The sequence below is a fragment of the Streptomyces sp. MUSC 14 genome, from assembly GCF_001866675.1.
GTDB lineage: Bacteria > Actinomycetota > Actinomycetes > Streptomycetales > Streptomycetaceae > Streptomyces.
In genome coordinates, this window is record NZ_MLYN01000008.1 from 1 (window position 1) to 20,714 (window position 20,714).

Here is a 20,714-nt window from a genome sequence, read left to right on the forward strand (position 1 = left end):
GCGTCGGTGATGGCCTCTGGGTCCTCCGCCGCCCCCAGCTCGATCCTGCGCACCGCCGCGTCCACGACCCCCTGGACCAGCATGGCCGCCAGCCGGGGCTGCTCGTGCCCCGCCTCCCCGAGTGCCTCGACGATCATCGCGACCAGGCCGCCGTGCGCCGCCCGGATCTTCTCCCGCGCGCCGGCGTCCAGCTCGCTCGCGGAGATGGCCACGACCGCCCGGTGCCGCCGGTCCCCGACCAGCGCCAGCTGCCTGCGCACATACGCCTCGACCTTGCCCTCGGCCGACTCCTCACGCTCCATCGCGGCGGCCACCTCGGCCGCCCACAGCGGAAAGTCGACCTCGCACAGCTCCTCGACCACGGCGGCCCGCGACCGGAAGTACTCGTACACGGACGAGCGCGCGAGCCCCGTCCGCTCGGCGAGAGCCGGGAAGGTCAGCGCCTCCGTCCCGCCCTCGGACAACAACGACCGGGCCGCGTCCAGCAGGGCGGCTCGCTGCATCGACCGGTGCTCGGCCACGGAGGCCGCTCGAATCCTTGGCACGCCGTCCACTTTACGGACGCCCCGGCCCGAACGGGAGAGCCGATCACCCGCGCGAGGTCAGCGGCAGGACCGCACCGGCCGCGCGCCCGCCTCACTGTCCGAAGCTCGCCAGCTTGGCCCGCAGCTGGAGCACGGACTTGGTGTGGATCTGGCTGACCCGGCTCTCGGTGACCCCGAGGACATTGCCGATCTCGGCGAGCGTGAGCCCTTCGTAGTAGTACAGCGTGACCACGGTCTTCTCACGCTCGGGCAGTGTGTTGATCGCTCGCGCGAGAAATCTGCGCAGCTCTCGGTCCTCGGCCACTTCCACGGGATCGTCCGCGGCGGTGTCCTCCAGCGTGTCCATGAGGCTGAGCCGGTCGCCGCCCTCGCCGCCGACATGCAGCAGCTCCTCCAGGGCGACCACGTTGGCCAGCGACAACTGGCTGAACACGGCGTGGAGTTCGTCCACCTCCATCTCCAGCTCGGCGGCGACCTCGCCCTCGCTCGGGGTGCGCCGCAGCCGCGCCTCCAGAGTGGCGTAGGCCCGCTCCACGTTGCGCGCCTTCTGCCGTACCGACCGCGGGATCCAGTCCAGCGCCCGCAGCTCGTCGATCATCGCGCCGCGGATCCGGGTGATCGCGTACGTCTCGAACTTGATCTCCCGGTCGATGTCGAACTTCTCGATCGCGTCGATCAGCCCGAAGACCCCGGAGGAGACGAAGTCCGCCTGCTCCACATTGGGCGGCAGTCCGACACTCACCCGGCCGGCCACGTATTTCACGAGCGGCGAGTAGTGCAGGATCAGCTGCTCCCGCAGCCGGTCGTCACCCGTCGCCTTGTACGACCGCCACAGCTCGTCGAGCGTCGAGGGAGCGGGCGGCCGCACGCTGCCACCGTCGCGGGCGGCTGGGGGGATCGCCGCCCGGTCTGACCCGGAGGTGTGCTGGGGCATTCGTCGCCTAGTGCCGTTCTGCCGTGAAGTGCTGTGAAGTGCTGCGAAGCGCCGTGGGGTGTCGTGAGTGTCGCGGGCCGGCGAGGGTGGGGTTGGTGGGTGAATGGGCTGCCTGGGTGAGCTGTCGGTCTGATGTCGAGTTGGTGCGATCTGTATCACTGTCTTCGTGAGCGTAGCGTGACTGAGGTGTCGCGGTGTGCGAACAGCGAGGCTCCACCCCCGTGCGGGCCCTCCGGCCGGTCTCGCCGGAGCGCTGCGCGCCCCGCTCCGCGCGACCGGCCGACGGCGCCAACTCCGGGAAACGTCAAGGGCGTCGGGGATTCCCCCGGACGGCCGAACCCCCCGGGTCAGCGGGGGTCGCGACCGGTGCGGACGGACATCACCGCCTGGCGTGTCAACTTCCAGCCGTCGCCGTGTCGTTCGACGTAGCCAAGTGCTCGGAGTTCGTACAGTCTCGCGATCGCCTCGTCCCGCGTGGTCCGCGCGCCGAGCGCGATCTCTCCGGCGGGGGCCGCACGGTCGCCGGGCAGGGCGGCGAGCACGGCCCGGACGGGGGGATCCAGCAGATCGCGCGGAAGCACGGGCCCGCGCCGGACCGGCGCCAGCTCGCCGATGTCGCCGACCAGCTCGACGACCTCCGCGGCGTCCGTGACCAGGGCGGCCTCGCCCCGCAGCAGTTCGTGCACACCGGCGGAGAGTGCGCTGGTCACGGGGCCGGGCACGCCCATGGTGAACCGGCCGAGGCGCTGTGCGGCCCGCGCGGTGGACAGGGAGCCGCTGCGGTGAGCGGCCTCCACGACGACGGTGCCCCGGGTCAGTGCGGCGATGACGCGGTTACGCAGGATGAACCGGCTCGGCGTCGGATGGTCGCCCGGCGGCAGCTCGCCCACGACCAGTCCCTGCTCCGCGATCCTGCCGATCAGGGCGGCGTGGCCGCGGGGGTAGGGACGGTCGACACCGCAGGCCAGGACGGCGACGGTGGCTCCGCGGGCGGCGAGGGCGCCTCGGTGGGCGGCGCCGTCGATGCCGTAGGCCCCGCCGGACACCACCACCCAGCCCCGCTCGGCGAGCCCGCTGGCGAGAGCGGCGGCCACATGGGCCCCGTACTCGGTGCAGGCCCGCGCCCCCACGACGGCCACGGATCTCAGCGCCCACACCCGCAGGCTGGGCCGTCCGCGCACCCACAGCCCGAGCGGCCGGGCGTCCCCGAGATCGTTGAGCTGCCGGGGCCACTCCGCGTCGCGGGGTGCCACGAACCGCGCCCCCGCGCTCCCGGCCACCTCCAGATCCCGCTCGGCATCGGCCTGCCCGGCCCGTGCGACAAGCCCCGCCCACCGCTGCTCGCTCACCCCCGGCAGCGCCTCGCCGCCCCGCAACCGCCGCACCACCTCTCCCACCCCGAACTCCCGCACCCACCGCCCCCCGACCTCGTCCCCGGGCTCGATGACACGGGTGAGGAGGATCCGGCCGAGCAGATCGCCGTCGGCGCTGTCGCCCGCTGTCATGTCAGCGCCCCGATGGCCATCGGCACACCACGCGGCACTCCGGTGCGCAGCTGGAGGGCCAGGGCGACGTCCGTGGCGTCCGGCCGGTCGTGTCCGACGAGGTCGGCGACCGTCCAGGCGACGCGCAGGACCCGGTCGATCCCGCGGGCGGTGAGCACGCCCCGTTCGAGGCTGCGCTCGGCCTCGTCCATCGCGCCGGGCGCCGCGTGATAGCGGCTGCGCAGTTCCCGGCCGGGCACCTCGCTGTTGGTGCGCCACGCGGTGCCGGCGAGGCGGGCCGCCGCCCTTTCCCGGGCCTGCCGCACCCGCCCGGCCACGGTCACCGTCGACTCGCCCCGGGCACCGGGGTCGGTGAGCTGGGCGCGGGTGACCGGGTCGACCTCGACGCGCAGGTCCACCCGGTCCAGCAGCGGGCCGGAGAGCCGGGACTGGTAGCGGCGGATCGCCGACGGCGGGCACTCGCACAGCGCGTCGCGCTGCGAGAAGCGGCCACAGGGACAGGGGTTGGCCGCCAGCACCAGCAGGAAGCAGGCCGGGAAGCGCACGACGCCCGCGCTGCGGGCGATCACCACGTGTCCCGACTCCAGGGGCTGGCGCAGTGCGTCGAGGGTCTGGCTGTGGAACTCCGGCGCCTCGTCGAGAAACAGGACTCCGCGATGGGCGAGGGACACCGCACCGGGGCGTGCGATGCCGGGGCCGCCGCCGACGAGTGACTGCATCGTGGCGGAGTGGTGCGGGGCGCAGTAGGGCGCGACGTCGATGAGCGGCTTGCCCGGTGGCAGCAGTCCGGCCACCGAGTGCACGGCCGTGACCTCAAGCGATTCCTCCCGGGTGAGCCGGGGCAGGACGGCCGGCAGCCGTTCGGCGAGCATGGTCTTGCCCGCGCCCGGCGGCCCTTCGAGGAACAGATGGTGTCCTCCGGCGGCGGCCACCTCCACGGCCGTACGGGCCGAGGTCTGGCCGACGACGTCCGCCAGGTCGTGATCGTGGCCGTGCTGTGCGGCCGCGACGCTGTGCATACCGGTGGCCGCGCCGGTGCCGGGCATGCGCAGGCCGGCCAGGAGCGGGTCCGGGCGGCCCTGCTCGTCCGGTTCCTCGTCGGGGACGGGTTCCTCGGTGAGGACCGCGATGAGCTGGCGCAGGCTGCGGACGCCGAGCACGGACACCCCGGGGACCAGCGAGGCCTCCGCGGCGGTGCATTCCGGCACGACCACCTGCTCGTAGCCGGCGTCGGCCGCCGCCAGCACCGCGGGCAGGATGCCCCGCACCGGCCGTACCCGACCGTCCAGGCCCAGCTCTCCGATCATGACGATGTCGGCGAGGACGCGGGGGTCGATCCGTTCGGCGGCGCCGAGCACCGCGCAGGCGACGGCCAGGTCGAAGCCCGAGCCGGCTTTCGGCACCGATGCCGGGCTGAGCCCGACGGTGAGTTTCTTCTGCGGCCACTCGCCGCCCGAGTTCACCACCGCCGCCCTGACCCGGTCCCGGCTCTCCGTCAGGCTCTTGTCCGGGAGGCCGACCAGGGTGAAGGCGGCGACGCCGGGTTCCAGGTCGGCCTGGACCTCGACGACCACCCCTTCGACACCGACCGGGGCGACCGAGCATGTGCGGGCGAATCCCATTCAGGCCACCCCCCGCGCATGCTCGACGGACGGGGCACCGCGCCGGGGCAGCAGGACGCCGATCAGGTCGATGCGGACGCCGCCCGGGGGCGCTCCTCCGTGGGCCTGGATCCAGTGTTCGGCCAGCTCGCGAAGTTTCGCCGCTTTCTCCGGGCCCACCGCGGCCATCGGGTGTTCGTAGTCGCCGTCCCGGCGGGTCTTGACCTCGCAGATGACGAGGGCGTCCCCGTCGCGGGCCACGATGTCGATCTCGCCGGACCGCCCGCAGCGCCAGTTCCGCTCCAGGATCGTCATGCCGGACGCGGCGAGCCTCCGGGCGGCCAGGTCCTCGCCGTACTTGCCGAGTGCTTCTCGTGCGTTCATGTCGGCACCACCTCTCGGCGCCAACGGTCACGCATCCCGCCCGGACATGTTGATCTTGGTGGAGCGCCCGGCGACTGTGGAAAACTCCCTCACCCTTGGGAGTGAACTCAGAGGTGAGTTCCGGACCCTCAGCCGCCCGGAAGCTCCAGGTCGCTCTTGTTCAGCTCCTCGATGTTCACATCCTTGAATGTCAACACGCGTACCTGCTTGACGAACCGAGCCGGCCGGTACATGTCCCAGACCCAGGCATCGGCCATCGTCACCTCGAAGAACACCTCGCCCTGGACCGAGTGCACCTGCATCTCGTAGTCGTTGGTGAGGTAGAAGCGCCGCTCGGTCTCGATCACGTATTTGAACAGACCGACGACATCTCGGTACTCCCGGTAGAGCTTCAGCTCCATCTCGGTCTCGTACTTCTCGAGGTCCTCGGCGCTCATGGCATGTTCCCCTTCAGCCGTGCGATCCCACCATTGTGCGCCAGTCCCGGGTGTCCTCAGACGATTTCCGTGTCGAGGGTCATGGGACCGGCCGGGGGACCTTCGTCGAGCAGCCGCTGGAGCAGCTCGGCGAGTCTGGTCGGATACACCGTCTCATGTGCCCGGGTCAGTTCCCGACACGTCCACCAGCGCGCTCCGGCGACGCTGCGCCGCTCCAGCTCCGTCAGTGCGGTCGGCGCGGTCGCCGTCTGTGTCGTACGGGCCAGGTAGTACCACTCGTCCTGGTCCCAGCGGCGGCCCGCGAAGGGGAAGGAGCACCTGCGCCGCCACAGCACCGGGCCGAGTTCGACCTCGGTGATGCCCGTCTCCTCGGCCAGTTCCCTGAGCGCCGCCTGCTCGCGCGTCTCGGCGCCCTCCAGACCGCCGCCGGGAGTGAACCACCAGTCGTCCGCCGGGTCTCCCGGTTCATGGCCGTGCAGGAGCAGGATGCGGTCGTCCGGGTCGAGAAGGACCACCCGGGCCACCTTGCGCAGCCCGCCTTCGTACGTCTCCTCGCCGGTCCGCGCGGCCTCAGCGGGCACCGGCCGCCTCCGGGCGGGTACCGCGCGCGCGGGAGCGGCCCGAGCGCGCGGCGATCGGGCCGTAGGCACCGCCGACGAGCACCAGCACGGCACCGGCGACGATCAGCAGCTCGATGATGCGCAGCGGCCCGGGCTGGGAGAGCGGGCCCAGCGCCTCGAAGCCGGTGGGGCGCCCCAGCATGCCCTTCCAGGGCCAGACGACGGCGTCCACGCGCGCGGAGACGGCATCGCTGGAGACCGTGCCCTTGGCCGCGTCGGTGAGGTGGGCGGTGGAGTCGAGGGAGCCCTGGCGCTCGTCACCGAGCAGGAAGAGCCGGCCCCTGGGCACGGTCACGGTCGGGAAGTTCATGTTCTCGGCCAGGGTGCCCTTGGGCAGATACGGTTCGTCGATCTGCTTGCCGTTGACGGTCAGCTTGCCGTTCGTGCAGCAGGAGACGGTGTCGCCGCCGACCGCGACGACCCGCTTGACCACCTTGGAGTTGGTGACCCAGGTCTTGTCCTCGAAGACGACGACGTCGCCGCGCCGGATGTCGCCGGCGTGGATGCGCTGGGCCAGCACACGGTCGCCGGCGTCGATGGTGGGGGTCATGGAGCTGGTGGGCACGGTGTACGGCCGGTAGGCCACCGCTCCCCAGGCGAATCCGCCGAGGAACAGCACCAGACCGAGTGCGACGGCCACCCCGGACAACCGCTGTCCGAACCGGCTGCCGCCGGCCTGTGCCGTGCCTGTCCCGCCGCTGCGCGGGGCCGTACGCGTCGTGCTCTCGCCGCTCATGGACCCGCACCCTACCCGGCGGTACCGGGCGTGGGCAGCCCCTGTCCCGGACCGGCGGCAAAGGCTCGGCCGACGCCGGAGTGAACCGCTCCGGATCGCCTCGGCCGACCCGGACACGCGGAAGGCCCGGCGCACACCGTCGAGTCGGTGCGCACCGGGCCTTCGTGGTCACTTGCTGCCGGCGGACGCCTTCCGCCGCACCTTGGACTCCAGTCGGTCCCGGCGGCTGCGCCGCCACACCACCACCGGCAGCACCGCCGCGACGGCCACGCCCTGCGGGGCCACCGTCAGGGCGGCGGACGCGGACGACTGCTGGTTCAGGTCAGGCTGGTCGAAGGTGTCCGGGACCGGCAGGGTGCCCCAGCGGTTGATCGGCCAGGCCTTGACGATCGCGCGGCCCACGACGTCGCTGACCGGGACCATGCCGTGGTGCTTGTCGGTCTGGTTGTAGCGCGAGTCGCGGGAGTTCTGGCGGTGGTCGCCCATCACCCAGATGTATCCCTTGGGGACCGTCACCTTGAACTGGCCGCCCTGGTCGTCCACGCTGCACGGCGTGTTGCCGGGGTAGACGTACGGCTCGTTCAGCGCATGGCCGTTGACCAGCAGCGGGCCCGAGTTCTTGCACTCGACCGTGTCACCGCCGACCCCGATCACGCGCTTGATCAGGTCCTTCTCCTCCGCCGACGGCATCAGGCCGATCCAGCTGAGGACCTTCTGCACCGGGTTCGGGGTCGGCGTCGGCTCGCCGGCCAGCCAGTTGTCCGGGTCGTGGAAGACGACCACCTCGCCCCGCCCGGGCTCGGAGCCGAACCACGGGGTGAGCTTGTCGACCAGTACACGGTCACCCTGTTGGAGGGTGTTCTGCATCGAGTCCGACGGAATCGAGAACGCCTGCACCAGGAACGTCTTGATCAACAGCGCCAGGACCAGCGCGATGCCGATGAGGATCGGCAGCTCCTTCCAGAAGGAGCGTGGTTTCCTCGGCGTGGGGGCGGTCCCGCCCTCGCCCGCGTCGTCCGCCCCGGGGGGCCGCTGCTCGTCGTCCCGCGTGCCGTCGTCGTCCGTCATCTCGTCATTTCCGGAGGTCACGGCGCCGTCCGGGCCGCTGGCGTTCGCTTCCACGGGGTGCCCGCGGTGCTCTTCGCCGTCGTGTCCCGACCGTGCGCCAACCGCCACATCCCCCACGCCAACTCCTTACTCTGTGCCACCGCCTGCCCGTGACACGGCGCAGGCCCACCACTCCCATAACGAGCGGGAGTTCCGCAGGGGTCGGGAGCTGAGTGATTCCGTTCGGATTCTCGGAGGTAACCCTATGCGACAGCAGGGGAGCGGCGGCCGTACCCGACACGGAGTGGGCGACGCTTGCGAAGGTTTTAGGTTCCTGGAGTCGGGTCCAGTGGCCGAAGGGCCAGCCGATGGCGACGGCCCGGCCGACGACGGAGTTGACGGAGACCGTGCCGCCGTAGGGCGTGTTCATGTGGAACCGGGAGTCCGCGGAGTTCCCCCGGTGGTCGCCCATCACCCACAGCCGGCCCCTGGGGACGGTGATGTCGAAGCGCATCGCGGACGGGGCGTCGCCCGGGTAGATGTAGTTGCCCTCGGTGAGCGGGGTGCCGTTGACGGTGATCCGGCCCTGCGCGTCACAGCACTTGACGTGGTCGCCGCCGACCCCGATGACCCGCTTGATCAGGTCTTTCTCATTGTCCGAGGGCAGCAGGCCGATGAAGGTGAGGCCTTCCTTGACCTGCTTGACGACGATGGGGTCGTTCTTCTTGGTGGTCTGCTCGTCGGCGAGCCAGCCGCCCGGGTCGTGGAAGACGACGACGTCCCCGCGCTGCGGCTCGGAGCCGAACCACGGGGTGAACTTGTCGACCAGGACGCGGTCGCCGATCCGGATCGTCTGCTCCATGGAGCCGGACGGGATCACGAAGGCCTGGACGAGGAAGGTCTTCAGGACGAGCGCGATGAGGACGGCGACGCCGACCAGAAGAGGGATCTCACGAACGGCTGAACGCCTGCGCTTGCGCTTGACCTTGCGCTGGAGTTTGCGCCGCTCCGCGCGCGTGCGGCCGCCGCCGGGCGCCGAGGTGCGGCGCGCCCCCGTGGGCAGCAGGTTGTCGGCGGGACCGGCCGGCACCCCGCGTGGTTTGCCGCGGTTACCCATGCGCACCGTCCGAGGACGGCACGCGCGCGTAGGCGGAGGGCCGCGTCAGATGCGTCCAGTGGCCGTACGGCCAGACGATCCAGTCGGCCCGGCCGATGACGTCGCCGACCGGGATCATGCCGCCGCCGGGCGAGCCGAGGTGGTCACGGGAGTCGCGGGAGTCGCTGCGGTGGTCACCGAGGACGAACAGGCGCCCCTCGGGCACCGCGACGTCGAAGGGGACGCTGGAGGCGCTGTCCCCGGGATAGAGGAAGGACGACTCGTCGACCGCGCGGCCGTTCACCTCGATCCGTCCCTTCTTGTCGCAGCAGACCACATGGTCTCCCCCTACCCCGACCACGCGTTTGACGTAGTCGGCGTCCCCGAAGTACCCGGAGCCGTCGAACACGATCACGTCGCCGCGGCGCGGCTGGGCTCCGAAACGGTACGCCAACTTATCTACGAGAATGCGGTCGCCGATCCTCAAGCCCTGCTCCATGGATCCGCTCGGAATCTGGAACGGTTGCACCACGAAAGCGTTGAGGAGCAGCAAAAACGCCAGGCAGACGAAGAGGATGAGGGTGATCCGGCCGCCCGGCAGCCAGTCGGTGATCCGCGACACCAACGCGAAACGCGACCGTTCCTCCGGCCCCGGGGATTCCGGGTGGGAGGAGCGGTCGCGTTCCGTCGGCTGTGCTTCGGTGTCCATCGGGGCGAGATGCTATCCCGCCTCGCTATGGGCTCCGCGCTGCGCTCAGTTGTCGCGCTTCTCCTTGATCTTCGCGGCCTTGCCGCGCAGGTCACGGAGGTAGTACAGCTTGGCGCGGCGCACGTCACCACGGGTGACGAGCTCGATCTTCTCGACGATCGGGGTGTGCACCGGGAAGGTGCGCTCGACGCCGACGGAGAACGAGACCTTGCGGACCGTGAAGGTCTCGCGGACACCGGAGCCCTGGCGGCGGATCACAACGCCCTTGAACTGCTGCACACGGGAGCGGTTGCCCTCGATGACGCGCACGTGGACGTTGACGGTGTCACCCGGGCGGAAGGCCGGGACGTCGCTGCGCAGCGACGCGGCGTCGACGGAGTCGAGCAGGTGAGACATTTCGTCTGCTTTCTTCGCTGATGCCACAGGTCATCAACGGGAACTAGGTGTAAAAGAGGTCTGCCGTGCGGGTCGGGGCGGGCGTCGTGTCCCCCTGCGGCAGGGGCGCACGCCGGACGGACGCACAACAGCGGTCTATTCTTCCACGCCCTGGGCCCGCCGCCAAAATCGGCCGAGCGGCTCTCCCTCGGGGTCCGGTTCCCAGCCCAGGATCGAGAGCATCTCGCGGTCCTTCTTGTCGAAGGCCTTGGGGCCGCAGTGCTCGATCAGGTCGGGCCGGTGGGCGGTCGTACGCTTCAGCGCCTCGTCGCGGCGCCAGCGGGCGATCCTGCCGTGGTGGCCGCTGAGCAGCACCTCCGGGATGTCCCGGCCCCGCCAGACGGGCGGCTTGGTGTAGACGGGGCCCTCCAGCAGGCTCGCCATGGCACCGGGCGCGAAGGAGTCGTCGCGGTGGGACTCGGCGTTACCGAGGACGCCGGGCAGGAGTCGGGCCACGGCCTCGGTGATGACGAGGACGGCCGCCTCGCCGCCGGCGAGGACGTAGTCGCCGATGGAGACCTCGTAGACGGGCACCCGGGTCGCGTACTCGTCCGTGACACGCCGGTCGATGCCCTCGTAGCGGGCCGGCGTGAAGATCAGCCAGGGGCGCTCGGAGAGCTCGACGGCCAGCTCCTGGGTGAAGGGCCGGCCGCTGGGCGTGGGCACGATGATCGCGGGGGCGCTCGCGCCGGTCTCGTAGCCGTCGGCCAGGACCGTGTCCAGGGCGTCGCCCCAGGGGTCGGTCTTCATGACCATGCCGGGCCCGCCGCCGTACGGGGTGTCGTCGACCGTGTTGTGCCGGTCGTACGTCCACGCGCGCAGGTCGTGCAGATGGACGTTCAGCTGGCCACGCGCGCGTGCCTTGCCGACGAGGGAGACGTTCAGCGGTTCGAGGTACTCGGGGAAGATCGTGACGACGTCGAGCCTCATTCGCTGTCTTCCCTCGAAGAGGCGATCTCCGCGCGGTCGTCGATCAGGCCCGGCGGGGGCGCGATGACGGCCTTCTGCTCCTCCAGGTCGATCTCGGTGACGATCTCCTCCACGAAGGGGATCATCACCTCGCTGCCGTCGGGGCGCTCCACGATGAACAGGTCCTGGGACGGCAGATGCGAGATCTCGGTGATCCGGCCGATCTCCTGCCCGTCCTCGGTGACCACGTCGAGATCCATGAGCTGGTGGTCGTAGTACTCGTCCTCGCCCTCGGGGAGTTCCTCGGGGTCGATCTCGGCGATGAGGAGCGTGTTACGGAGGGCTTCGGCGCCGTTGCGGTCCTTGACGCCCTCGAAGCGCAGGAGCAGGCGGCCACTGTGCACCCGGCCGGTCTCGATGGTGAGCGGTCCCGCGGCGGCGGGATCGGTGGCGAGTACGGCGCCGGGCGTGAGCCTGAGCTCGGGTTCGTCGGTACGTACCTCCACGGTGACCTCGCCCTTGATGCCGTGGGCGCGGCCGATCCGTGCGACTACGAGCTGCACTGTGCTTGATCTCCTGTCATACGACTACGGGCCGGGGACGGCCCAAGGGCCCTCCCCGGCCCGAGCCGGTTGCGATGAAGCGTCAGCGGACGTGGTCCACGTCGACGAGGTCGACGCGGACACCGCGGCCGCCGATGGCGCCCACGACGGTACGCAGAGCGCGCGCGGTACGGCCGTTGCGGCCGATCACCTTGCCGAGGTCGTCGGGGTGGACCCGGACCTCCAGCACGCGCCCGCGGCGCAGGTTGCGCGAGGCGACCTGCACATCGTCAGGGTTGTCGACGATGCCCTTCACGAGGTGCTCAAGCGCCTCTTCGAGCATGCTGCTCAGGCCTCGGTCGACTCGGACTCAGCCGCGGCCTCGTCCTTCTTCTCAGCCTTCTTCTTCTGGGTGATCGCCTCACCCTTGCCCTCGTCGTCGCCGCCGAGCGCCTCGAACGACGGACGCGCCGCCTTCGGGGCGGCAACCAGCAGCGGCGCCGGGGCGGGCTCGCCCTTGAACTTCTGCCAGTCGCCGGTCTTCTTCAGGATGGCGAGGACGGGCTCGGTCGGCTGCGCGCCGACACCCAGCCAGTACGCCACGCGGTCGGCGTCCACCTCGATGACCGATGGGTTGTAGGTCGGGTGGTACTTGCCGATCTCCTCGATCGCACGGCCGTCACGGCGGGTGCGGGAGTCGGCGACGACGATGCGGTAGTGAGGCGAACGGATCTTGCCCAGACGCTTCAGCTTGATCTTGACTGCCACGGGAGTGGGTTCTCCTGGATTTGACGTGGTTGGGCACGGCGAGAATGCCGCGTGGGGTTGCGGTACCCGAGTGCCCGATGGACGCGTCAGCCGGAGGAGAGAGGGGTCCTGTGCGGCTGTCGAGTACAGCTAGCCATTGTGCCACACCCCGCGGGGCGCTTCCGGCCGAGGGGTACGGCACCGCATCCGGGCATGCCGGACAGGCATCCGGCGTGGAGGTGAGTTCACGTCGGATGCGCTGCCCGCTGCCTGCGGCGAGGAGCCTGCTTCCGGCACCCACGAGATGCCGGTGTACGCGGCTCGCGTCACGCCGCTCCGGCGACCTCCGGGATTCTGAACGGTTTGCCGCAGCCGCCGCAGACGATCGGTGCCTGGGCCAGGACCGAGGGCACCACCCGGACGTTGCGGCCGCAGTCGCAGACCGCCTTGACGCGGACGCCTCCACCGGAGGAGCCGTGCCGGGCGGCCGGGCCGCGGAAGCTGCGGGTGGTGTCGGACGTCGTGGCCGCCGTATGGGCCTTCAGCGCGCGCTGGAGCCGCTCGATCGTCGGTCGGTAGCGCCGCCGCGCCTCGGGGTTGAGGGTGACCAGCGAGAAGCCGCTGCTCGGGTGCGGCTCCTCGGGGTGGTCCAGGCCCAGCTCCTCGGCGATCGCAAGGAAGCGGCGGTTGTGGTACCGGCCGGCGCGGGAGGTGTCGCGGATCCCACGGGCGGCGGCGATGCCGTGGACTGCCTCATGGAGCAGTCGTTCGAAGGAGAGCTCGTGACCGCACGCGGACGACGACTCTCCGATCAGGGACTCTGGGGCGGCGAGGTCCGGCAGCTCGGGGTGGTACCGCTGAATGTCGGCCCACGCCTGCGCCAGCTCCGCGGCGAGAACAGGTGGTGTCTGTGTCGTGCTCACGTAATGACAACGAGCGGGAGCTCGAATGTGTTCCTATTCCGGGTCATCCCAAATAATTTGCACGTACCAGTCAGTTGCCGCTGATGCGTCCTGACGAGGGCGGGTGCGCTGATCTGCGGAGAAGCCTCACAGCTCATACCAAGCTGGTGCGTAGTCCGCCGTACGGTCCGGCACGTAGTGCCCGCTGCGGGGTGAGGTCGGGGATGTGCAAGGGATGTTTCGGCCGCGATCGGCGTCATGTCTCACCTTGATCTGCGTTCGTGACGGCCGTGACGTTACCGCGCACCGCCCGGACCCCTGGCACCGGCCCCGATGCGGGAACGCACACCGTACGGCCGCCCGGATTACCGGGATGTGAAATCTCGCCACAGACACACCCGAACCTCAAGCGGGGCGCCACGACCCCTGGACGCCGTCGCGAGCCGGGAGTTACCTGACATACGTGGGAAGTGCGCGCGCACGGCACGGGGGCCGAACGACCGGGCGCAGCGGCGAACTGTCGGCGGATTGGGGCGCTTACCTATGACACCTGTGCTCGTGCGGCAGCACCTGGCTCACGCGGACCCCGAACCCCGCGCGGACCTGTGCGCACGCGCGCGTGACTGGTCGGAGATCCAGGAGCGGATGCTGGTGCCGCTCTACGAGGCCGTCCACGAACGGCTCGAAGTGGGCCCCGCCACCCGGCTGCTGGGCCTGCGCTGCGGCTCGGGGCTCGCCCTGCTGCTGGCCGCCCGCAGAGGGGCCGAGGTCACCGGCTGCGAGGCCGCCTCCCCCGAACGCCTCGCCCTCGCCCGCGAACGCCTGCTGCCGCACACCCCGCGCGGCGGGGACAGAAGCCTGCCGGACGTCTCCGGGCACCGCCCCGGGTGCGGCGAAAGCGGCCGTACGCGTGCGCGTGCCGGTGTGCGGCTCATCGCCGGGTCGCCCGCCGCCCGGGGCGACGCCGAGGCGGAGCCGTACGACCTGGTGACCGTCTTCGAGCCGGTCGGATGTCTCGCCGGGGACGCCGAGGGGCTCGGGGAATCGCTGGCGCAGGCCCTGCCGTTCGCCGCGCGGGGGGCCGCCGTGGTGCTGACCGGGTGGGGGCCGCCGGAGCGGTGTGCCACCTCCTCGGTGCTGCGGGTGGCGGCGAAGCTGGCCGATCCGCTGCGCGGCGCGGGCAGTTGGCGGCCCGCCGGGCGGGACGACCTGGAGGAGGTCGCGCAGCGCGCCGGCCTCGGGCCGGACGGCTCCGGACGGGTCGCCTGCCCCTTCGGGTACGCCGGCCTCGACAGTGCCGTACGCGGCCTGCTGTCGACGGGGCTGTTCGCCGCGGCGATCGCGGCGACGGACGCCAAGCAGGTCGACAAGGAGCTGGCCGAGGCCCTGCATCCGTACCGGCGCCCGGACGGCACCGTGTGGATGCCGAACGTCTTCCGCTATCTCGTCGCGCGCGTGCCCTGAACGTCCGTCACGCGTCAGTGTCCTTGGTCAGGCGCGTGATCCCGGCGACGCGGTACGCGTCCGCCTCCTCCAGGGTCTCGTTGGCCAGCAGCGCCTGCGCGAGGGCGTCCAACTGGCCGCGGTGGTCGCGGAGTTTGCGGCAGGCCTCCTCGTAGCACTCGTCCACGATCCGGCGCATCTCGGTATCGATGACGTCCAGGGTCTGCGGTGCGGCGGCGAGCCCGTAGGCCTGCTGGGCGTCGTTCGGGAGCGCGGAGAGCCGGCCGACCTCCTCGCTCATGCCCCAGCGGGACACCATTCCGCGCGCGATGTTGGTGACCTGCTCCAGGTCGCTCTCGGAGCCGGTGGTGATCACGTCGTAGACGACGTGCTCGGCCGCCATGCCGCCGAGCGCGCCGATGATCCGGCCGCGCAGGTACTCCTCGGTGTACGCGTACTTGTCGGCGTCCGGCGTGGAGAGCGTGACGCCGAGGGCCCGGCCGCGCGGCACGATGGTGATCTTGCGGACCGGGTCGGCGCCCGGCTGGAGCATGCCGAGCAGGGCGTGCCCGCTCTCGTGGTAGGCGGTGCGCCGGCGCTCCTCCTCGGGCATCACCAGTGGGCGTTCCGCGCCGAGCTGGACCTTCTCCAGCGCGTCGGACAGGTCGGACTGGGTCACGGCCTGCTGCTGGCGCTTCACCGCGAGCAGGGCCGCCTCGTTGGCGAGGTTGGCCAGATCGGCGCCGGTCATGCCCGGGGTCGTCCGGGCCACCTGGGCGAGGTCGACGTTCTCGGCGAGCGGGATGTCACGGGTGTGGATCTCCAGGATGGCCTCGCGGCCGCCGCGGTCCGGGGGCGAGACCTGGACGACCCGGTCGAAGCGGCCGGGGCGGGTCAGCGCCGGGTCGAGGATGTCGGCGCGGTTGGTGGCCGCGATGACGATGACGCCCTCCGAGCCGGAGAAGCCGTCCATCTCGGTGAGGATCTGGTTCAGCGTCTGCTCGCGCTCGTCGTGCCCGCCCATGGACGCCCCGCCGCCGCGGGCCCGGCCGATGGTGTCGATCTCGTCGATGAAGATGATCGACGGCGCGACCTTGCGGGCCTCCGCGAACAGCTCCCGCACGCGCGAGGCGCCCACGCCCACGATCATCTCGATGAACTCGGACGCGGACGCGGAGAAGAACGGCACGCCCGCCTCGCCCGCGACCGCGCGCGCGAGCAGGGTCTTTCCGGTGCCGGGCGGGCCCGCGAGCAGCACACCGCGGGGCATCTTGGCGCCCATGCGCCGGTAGGCGTCGGGGTTCTTCAGGAAGTCGACGACGTCGTTCAGCTCGCCCTCGACCTCGTCGATCCCGGCCACGTCGGCGAAGGTCGTGCGCTTCTCCCCCGGTACCAGCTCGACCGGCTTGGGTGGCGCCTTGCGGCCCAGCATGCCGCCTGCGCCGCCGAGGCCCGCACTCATCCGCCGCGCGACGAAGATCCACAGCGCGACGATGACGATCATCGGTGCCAGGGAGATCAGCAGATTGGCGAGAAAGCTGCGGTGCTGGACGACGGGCTGGGCCGTGACGGTGACGTTGTGCTTGGTCAGATTCGACCAGAGGCTGTCGTTCGCGAAGGACGGCCGCTCGGTGTTGAACTTGGTGTACGTGCCGCCGCCGGGGTTCTTCTGCTCCTTCTTGAGCTGCCCCTGGATCGAGTCGCCCTTGGCGTAGATCTTGGCGACATTGCCGTCGTTGACCTGCTTGCTGAACTCGGTGTAGGAGATCGTCGGCTCGTTGGCCTGGTCGAAGTAGGACAGCACCAGGTTGGCGATCAGGTACACGATCAGCGCGGTGAGGATCAGCCGCCACCAGCCGCCGCGCATCCGGGGCCCGCCCGGCTGTTTCGGCGGCTCCTCCGGGGCGCCTTCGGTACGCCAGGGCTGGTCGGGCGACTTGCGCGGCGGGGCGGGGTTGGTCATATCCGGACCGTACGACAACGACCAACCCCCGGCATGCCCAGCAAGGGGCTCAGGGGCGCACTCAGCCCATGAACTTCTTGAACTCGTCCGGCAGCTCGAACTCCTGGCCGCCCTGCTGCGGCACCCCGAAGGCGCCGCCCTGGGCCGCCGCCTCGCGGCGCTGGGCCTCCTCCAGCTCCTGCTGCTTGCGCTTCATCGGGTTGCCGGAGCGCTGCTTGCCCTTGGCCTTCTTCTGCTGCTTCTTCTGCCGGCCGGGGCCGCCGCCCATGCCCGGGATCCCCGGCATGCCCGGCATGCCGCCGCCCTGGGCCATGCGGGACATCATCTTGCGGGCCTCGAAGAACCGCTCGACCAGGTTCTTCACCGCGCTGACCTCGACGCCGGAGCCCTTGGCGATACGGGCGCGGCGCGAGCCGTTGATGATCGTCGGCTCCTGGCGCTCGGCCGGGGTCATCGACTTGATGATCGCGGCGGTGCGGTCGACGTCCCGCTCGTCGATGTTCTGGATCTGGTCCTTGATCTGGCCCATGCCCGGGAGCATGCCGAGCAGCTTGGAGATGGAGCCCATCTTCCGGACCTGCTCCATCTGGGCCAGGAAGTCGTCCAGGGTGAAGTCCTGGCCCTTCTTGGACGCCAGCTTCGAGGCCATCTTGGCGGCCTCTTCCTGGCTGAAGGTCTTCTCCGCCTGCTCGATCAGGGTGAGCAGGTCACCCATGTCGAGGATGCGGGAGGCCATCCGGTCCGGGTGGAACGCGTCGAAGTCGTCCAGCTTCTCGCCGTTCGACGCGAACATGATCGGCTTGCCGGTGATCTGCCGGATCGACAGGGCGGCACCACCGCGGGCGTCGCCGTCGAGCTTGGAGAGCACCACGCCGTCGAAGCCGACGCCGTCGCGGAAGGCCTCGGCGGTGTTGACCGCGTCCTGACCGATCATCGCGTCGACGACGAAGAGGATCTCGTCCGGGGAGACGGCGTCGCGGATGTCCGCGGCCTGCTGCATCATCTCCTGGTCGATACCGAGGCGGCCCGCGGTGTCCACGATCACGATGTCGTGCACCTTGGACTTCGCGAACTCGATGGAGTCCTCGGCGACCTTCACCGGGTCACCGACGCCGTTGCCCGGCTCGGGGGCGTACACGGCGACGCCGGCGCGCTCGGCGACGACGCTCAGCTGGTTCACGGCGTTCGGGCGCTGCAGGTCGGCGGCGACCAGCAGCGGCGAGTGCCCCTGCTCCTTCAGCCAGCGGCCGAGCTTGCCCGCGAGGGTGGTCTTACCGGCACCCTGGAGACCGGCCAGCATGATCACGGTGGGCGGCTGCTTGGCGAAGCGCAGCCGCCGGGTCTCGCCGCCGAGGATCGTGACCAGCTCGTCGTTGACGATCTTCAGGACCTGCTGGGCGGGGTTCAGCGCCTTGGAGACCTCGGCGCCGAGTGCCCTCTCCTTGATGTTCTTGATGAACGTGCGGACGACCGGCAGGGCGACGTCGGCCTCGAGGAGCGCGATGCGGATCTCGCGCGCGGTGGCGTCGATGTCCGCCTCGGAGAGCCGTCCCTTGCCGCGCAGGTTCTTGAAAGTCGCTGACAGGCGATCGGAGAGAGTGTCGAACACGGCGCTCGCGGTCCTCGGGGTCGGTGACGGTCTTGGTGGGAATCGCCCTCCAGGGTATCCCGGCGTCGAAAGTACCGGGGCAGGTCGTCCCCCGGCTCATCCGCGCAGCGTCTCCTCCAGCACCCGCGCCAGCGATGCGGCGTCCGGTGCCGGGAGCTGTGCGCCCGTGCCCGTCGTGACGTAGAAGGCGTCGACGGCGTTGGAGCCCAGCGTGCTGACGTGCATGCTGCGCACCCGTACGCCCGCCTTCTCCAGCGCCATGCCGATGCGGTGCAGCAGGCCGGGGGCGTCCTGGGCGCGGACCTCGATCACCGTGGCGTGGTGGGAGGCGGCCGGGGCCACCGTGACACGGGGCGGTGGGGCGGTCCAGCCGCGTCTGCGGGGGTAGGCCGCGTCCCGTTCGGCGAGGCGGCCGGCGATGTCCAGCGAGCCGTCGAGGGCGCGCACGAGGTCGGCACGCAGCCTGGCGGCCTGCGGCAGGGAGCCGTACTCGGCGGCGACCCGCCAGTTGAGCAGCAGGACCGAGCCGTCGTCGACGTCGTCCGGCAGGCTCAGGGCGCGCAGCTCGGCGGTGCGCACGGTCAGCCGGTGCACGGCGAGGACCCCGGCGACGGCGGGCAGCACGGCGGGCTGGTCGGGTACGGCGATGAGCAGCTCGACGCCGAGGGGTTCCTGGGCGGACTCCGCCCCGGTGACCGGTTCCGTCTGGGCGCGCAGGGCGAGGACCGGGCCGCCGGTGCGGAACGCCTCGATCGCCAGCCGTTCCTGTTCGGCGGTGGGCGCGGCGGTCGGCTCGGGCTCGTCCGGGGCGTCCCCGGCGAGGACGGCCGAGACCCGCCGGACGAGGTCGGCGACGAGGGAGCCGCGCCAGGAGGACCAGGCGGCCGGGCCGGTGGCGAGGGCGTCGGCCTCGGTCAGCGCGTGCAGCAGTTCCAGGGTGCTCTGGGTGCCGACCGCCTCGGCGACCGAGCGGACCGTGGCCGGGTCGTCCAGGTCGCGGCGCGTGGCCGTCTCGATCAGCAGGAGGTGGTGGCGGACCAGCGAGGAGAGCACCGTCACGTCCGCGCGGTCGAAGCCGATCCGGACGGCCACGTCCTTGGCGATGATCTCGCCGGCCACCGAGTGGTCGCCGGGCCAGCCCTTGCCGATGTCGTGCAGCAGGGCGGCGACCAGGAGCAGGTCGGGGCGGCTGACGCGGCGGGTGAGTTCGGAGGCGCGGACAGCTGTCTCGATGAGGTGCCGGTCGACGGTCCAGAGGTGCACGGCATTGCGCTGGGGGCGGCAGCGGACCCGCTCCCAGTCCGGCAGCAGTCGGCTGATCAGGCCCTCCGCCTCCAGCGCCTCCCAGACCTCGACGGTCGGGCGGCCGGAGCCGAGCAGGGTGACCAGCTGCTCCCGGGCCTCGGCGGGCCACGGTGCGGGCAGGGGGCGCGTGGTCGCCGCCATCCGCCGGACGGCGTGCAGGGAGAGCGGGAGGCCGGCCTGCGCGGCGGCGGCCGCGGCGCGCAGCGGCAGCACGGGGTCGCGCTCGGGGCGCGCGGCACGGGCGAGCACCACCTCGCCGTCCTGCTCCACCACGCCCTCGGCGAGCGGCGAGCGCTCGGTGACCGGCTTGTTGCCGCCCAGCATGGCGCGCAGGCGCGGTCGTACGGCGCGTGAACGCAGCACGCGCCCCACCTCGCGCCACGTGACGTCACTGGCGTACGCGATCACCCGCGCGGCCTCGTACACCTGCCGCAGCAGGGTGTCCGCGTCCAGCAGGTCCAGCTCGGCGGCCACCTGGTCCTGCTCCTGGAGGGAGAGGCGATCGGTGGCGCGGCCCGTCGCCAGGTGCAGGGCGTCGCGGACGTCGAGCAGGCGCCGGCGGGCGTCGGCGAGGCCCTCGCGCGGGGCGTCGGCGAGCCAGGAGGCGGCGACGGCGCGCAGGGCGGTGGCGTCGCGCAGGCCGCCGCGCGCCTCCTTCAGGTCGGGCTCCAGCAGGTACTGCAGCTCGCCCTGCCGCTCGGCGCGTGCGGCACACAGTTCCTGGAGTTCGGGCAGGCGTTTGGGGGCCTGGTTGCGCCAGTCGGTGAGGACGGCCGTGCGCAGCCCGGCGGTGAGCCCGGCGTCACCGGCCAGGTGGCGGGCGTCCAGGAGGCCGAGGTGGACCTTCAGGTCGTCCCCGGCGGTTCTGCGGGCCTCCGCCGGGGTGCGCACGGAGTGGTCGAGGGCGAGGCCGAGGTCCCAGACGGGGTACCAGAGGCGGTCGGCCAGCGCGGCGACCTCCTTGGTGTCAGCGCCGTCGTGCAGCAGGAGCAGGTCCAGGTCGCTGCGCGGGGACAGTTCGCCGCGGCCGTAGCCGCCGACGGCGACCAGCGAGACCCCCGTGAGCCCCGCTGCGGCCGCGCCGAACAGTCCGCGGAGCCAGTCGTCGGTCAGCTCCGCGAGGGCGGCACGGCGCGGCGGCCCGGACCGCGCCCCCTCGGTGAGGAGGCGCAGCCGGGCCGCCGCGTAGCCGCCGGGTCCCGAGTCCTCTGCTGGCATCCGCTCGTCCGTTCCCGTCACCCGGCG

General features: G+C 71.5%; 21 protein-coding genes. 1 reads left to right on the forward strand and 20 read right to left on the reverse strand.

The genetic code is table 11. The annotated features are described in order from the left end of the window. From BIV25_RS03580 to BIV25_RS03660, 17 genes are all read right to left on the reverse strand, one after another. Positions 1-521 (reverse strand): TetR/AcrR family transcriptional regulator (locus BIV25_RS03580; protein WP_071370651.1); only part of this gene is annotated, 521 nt, incomplete at its 3' end. 115 nt (positions 522-636) lie between these two features. Further along, a complete protein-coding gene (gene whiG, locus BIV25_RS03585; protein ID WP_071370652.1) occupies positions 637-1,479 on the reverse strand; it encodes an RNA polymerase sigma factor WhiG in 843 nt (280 codons plus the stop codon). A gap of 347 nt (positions 1,480-1,826) precedes the next feature. Then, a complete protein-coding gene (gene dprA / locus BIV25_RS03590) occupies positions 1,827-2,984 on the reverse strand; it encodes a DNA-processing protein DprA (protein ID WP_071370653.1) in 1,158 nt (385 codons plus the stop codon). Then, positions 2,981-4,606, reverse strand: coding sequence for a YifB family Mg chelatase-like AAA ATPase (locus BIV25_RS03595; RefSeq protein ID WP_071370654.1), 1,626 nt, complete (start codon positions 4,604-4,606; stop codon positions 2,981-2,983). Before BIV25_RS03595 ends, dprA begins: the two co-directional genes overlap by 4 nt. Continuing rightward, a complete protein-coding gene (locus tag BIV25_RS03600) occupies positions 4,607-4,969 on the reverse strand; it encodes a YraN family protein (protein ID WP_071370655.1) in 363 nt (120 codons plus the stop codon). It lies immediately after the preceding gene. Between the two features lie 128 nt (positions 4,970-5,097). Then, positions 5,098-5,406, reverse strand: a complete 309-nt coding sequence (locus BIV25_RS03605) for a DUF2469 domain-containing protein (RefSeq protein ID WP_014675276.1) — start codon at positions 5,404-5,406, stop codon at positions 5,098-5,100. Positions 5,407-5,462: 56 nt separating this feature from the next. Next, positions 5,463-5,987 (reverse strand): NUDIX hydrolase, encoded by a 525-nt coding sequence (locus BIV25_RS03610; protein ID WP_071370656.1) that lies wholly within the window; start codon positions 5,985-5,987, stop codon positions 5,463-5,465. Further along, positions 5,977-6,762: a signal peptidase I gene (lepB, locus tag BIV25_RS03615; RefSeq protein WP_071370657.1), complete on the reverse strand. Its 786-nt coding sequence runs from the start codon at positions 6,760-6,762 to the stop codon at positions 5,977-5,979. Before lepB (BIV25_RS03615) ends, BIV25_RS03610 begins: the two co-directional genes overlap by 11 nt. Before the next feature lie 168 nt (positions 6,763-6,930). Continuing rightward, positions 6,931-7,947 (reverse strand): signal peptidase I, encoded by a 1,017-nt coding sequence (gene lepB, locus BIV25_RS03620; protein WP_107485901.1) that lies wholly within the window; start codon positions 7,945-7,947, stop codon positions 6,931-6,933. Then, positions 7,835-8,926: a signal peptidase I gene (gene lepB / locus BIV25_RS03625; RefSeq protein WP_071370659.1), complete on the reverse strand. Its 1,092-nt coding sequence runs from the start codon at positions 8,924-8,926 to the stop codon at positions 7,835-7,837. The genes lepB (BIV25_RS03620) and lepB (BIV25_RS03625) overlap by 113 nt, the downstream gene beginning before the upstream one ends. After that, on the reverse strand, positions 8,919-9,614 hold the full coding sequence (lepB, locus tag BIV25_RS03630; protein ID WP_071370660.1) for a signal peptidase I: 696 nt from the start codon (positions 9,612-9,614) through the stop codon (positions 8,919-8,921). Before lepB (BIV25_RS03630) ends, lepB (BIV25_RS03625) begins: the two co-directional genes overlap by 8 nt. Positions 9,615-9,659: 45 nt before the next feature. After that, positions 9,660-10,010: a 50S ribosomal protein L19 gene (rplS, locus tag BIV25_RS03635; RefSeq protein WP_071370661.1), complete on the reverse strand. Its 351-nt coding sequence runs from the start codon at positions 10,008-10,010 to the stop codon at positions 9,660-9,662. 135 nt (positions 10,011-10,145) lie between these two features. Next, a complete protein-coding gene (gene trmD / locus BIV25_RS03640; protein WP_071370662.1) occupies positions 10,146-10,979 on the reverse strand; it encodes a tRNA (guanosine(37)-N1)-methyltransferase TrmD in 834 nt (277 codons plus the stop codon). Then, a complete protein-coding gene (gene rimM / locus BIV25_RS03645) occupies positions 10,976-11,521 on the reverse strand; it encodes a ribosome maturation factor RimM (protein WP_071370663.1) in 546 nt (181 codons plus the stop codon). Before rimM ends, trmD begins: the two co-directional genes overlap by 4 nt. Positions 11,522-11,603: 82 nt before the next feature. Beyond that, a complete protein-coding gene (locus BIV25_RS03650; RefSeq protein WP_003973401.1) occupies positions 11,604-11,843 on the reverse strand; it encodes an RNA-binding protein in 240 nt (79 codons plus the stop codon). Positions 11,844-11,848: 5 nt separating this feature from the next. Next, positions 11,849-12,268 (reverse strand): 30S ribosomal protein S16, encoded by a 420-nt coding sequence (rpsP, locus tag BIV25_RS03655; protein WP_071370664.1) that lies wholly within the window; start codon positions 12,266-12,268, stop codon positions 11,849-11,851. A 305-nt stretch (positions 12,269-12,573) separates the two neighbouring features. After that, on the reverse strand, positions 12,574-13,170 hold the full coding sequence (locus BIV25_RS03660) for a hypothetical protein (protein ID WP_067041283.1): 597 nt from the start codon (positions 13,168-13,170) through the stop codon (positions 12,574-12,576). A 522-nt stretch (positions 13,171-13,692) separates the two neighbouring features. Between BIV25_RS03660 and BIV25_RS03665 the strand changes: the two genes are divergently transcribed. Continuing rightward, a complete protein-coding gene (locus tag BIV25_RS03665) occupies positions 13,693-14,613 on the forward strand; it encodes a class I SAM-dependent methyltransferase (RefSeq protein ID WP_071370665.1) in 921 nt (306 codons plus the stop codon). Between the two features lie 7 nt (positions 14,614-14,620). Here BIV25_RS03665 and ftsH read toward each other — a convergent pair whose 3' ends face one another. The 3 genes from ftsH to BIV25_RS03680 all read right to left on the reverse strand — a co-directional run bounded on the left by ftsH (position 14,621) and on the right by BIV25_RS03680 (position 20,708). Then, positions 14,621-16,555: an ATP-dependent zinc metalloprotease FtsH gene (ftsH, locus tag BIV25_RS03670; RefSeq protein ID WP_079176414.1), complete on the reverse strand. Its 1,935-nt coding sequence runs from the start codon at positions 16,553-16,555 to the stop codon at positions 14,621-14,623. 61 nt (positions 16,556-16,616) lie between these two features. After that, positions 16,617-18,164: a signal recognition particle protein gene (gene ffh / locus BIV25_RS03675; protein WP_071370667.1), complete on the reverse strand. Its 1,548-nt coding sequence runs from the start codon at positions 18,162-18,164 to the stop codon at positions 16,617-16,619. A gap of 96 nt (positions 18,165-18,260) precedes the next feature. Further along, positions 18,261-20,708 (reverse strand): [protein-PII] uridylyltransferase, encoded by a 2,448-nt coding sequence (locus BIV25_RS03680; protein ID WP_071370668.1) that lies wholly within the window; start codon positions 20,706-20,708, stop codon positions 18,261-18,263. Between the last annotated feature and the right edge of the window lie 6 nt (positions 20,709-20,714).

Bases quoted from the DNA above. Each gene is read 5' to 3' on its own strand.
- ftsH (WP_079176414.1), bottom strand. From the start codon at position 16,555: ATGACCAACCCCGCCCCGCCGCGCAAGTCGCCCGACCAGCCCTGGCGT.
- lepB (WP_071370659.1), bottom strand. From the start codon at position 8,926: ATGGGTAACCGCGGCAAACCACGCGGGGTGCCGGCCGGTCCCGCCGAC.
- lepB (WP_071370660.1), bottom strand. From the start codon at position 9,614: ATGGACACCGAAGCACAGCCGACGGAACGCGACCGCTCCTCCCACCCG.
- rplS (WP_071370661.1), bottom strand. From the start codon at position 10,010: ATGTCTCACCTGCTCGACTCCGTCGACGCCGCGTCGCTGCGCAGCGAC.
- BIV25_RS03605 (WP_014675276.1), bottom strand. From the start codon at position 5,406: ATGAGCGCCGAGGACCTCGAGAAGTACGAGACCGAGATGGAGCTGAAG.
- BIV25_RS03600 (WP_071370655.1), bottom strand. From the start codon at position 4,969: ATGAACGCACGAGAAGCACTCGGCAAGTACGGCGAGGACCTGGCCGCC.
- BIV25_RS03595 (WP_071370654.1), bottom strand. From the start codon at position 4,606: ATGGGATTCGCCCGCACATGCTCGGTCGCCCCGGTCGGTGTCGAAGGG.
- lepB (WP_071370657.1), bottom strand. From the start codon at position 6,762: ATGAGCGGCGAGAGCACGACGCGTACGGCCCCGCGCAGCGGCGGGACA.
- trmD (WP_071370662.1), bottom strand. From the start codon at position 10,979: ATGAGGCTCGACGTCGTCACGATCTTCCCCGAGTACCTCGAACCGCTG.
- BIV25_RS03650 (WP_003973401.1), bottom strand. From the start codon at position 11,843: ATGCTCGAAGAGGCGCTTGAGCACCTCGTGAAGGGCATCGTCGACAAC.
- BIV25_RS03665 (WP_071370665.1), top strand. From the start codon at position 13,693: ATGACACCTGTGCTCGTGCGGCAGCACCTGGCTCACGCGGACCCCGAA.
- dprA (WP_071370653.1), bottom strand. From the start codon at position 2,984: ATGACAGCGGGCGACAGCGCCGACGGCGATCTGCTCGGCCGGATCCTC.
- whiG (WP_071370652.1), bottom strand. From the start codon at position 1,479: ATGCCCCAGCACACCTCCGGGTCAGACCGGGCGGCGATCCCCCCAGCC.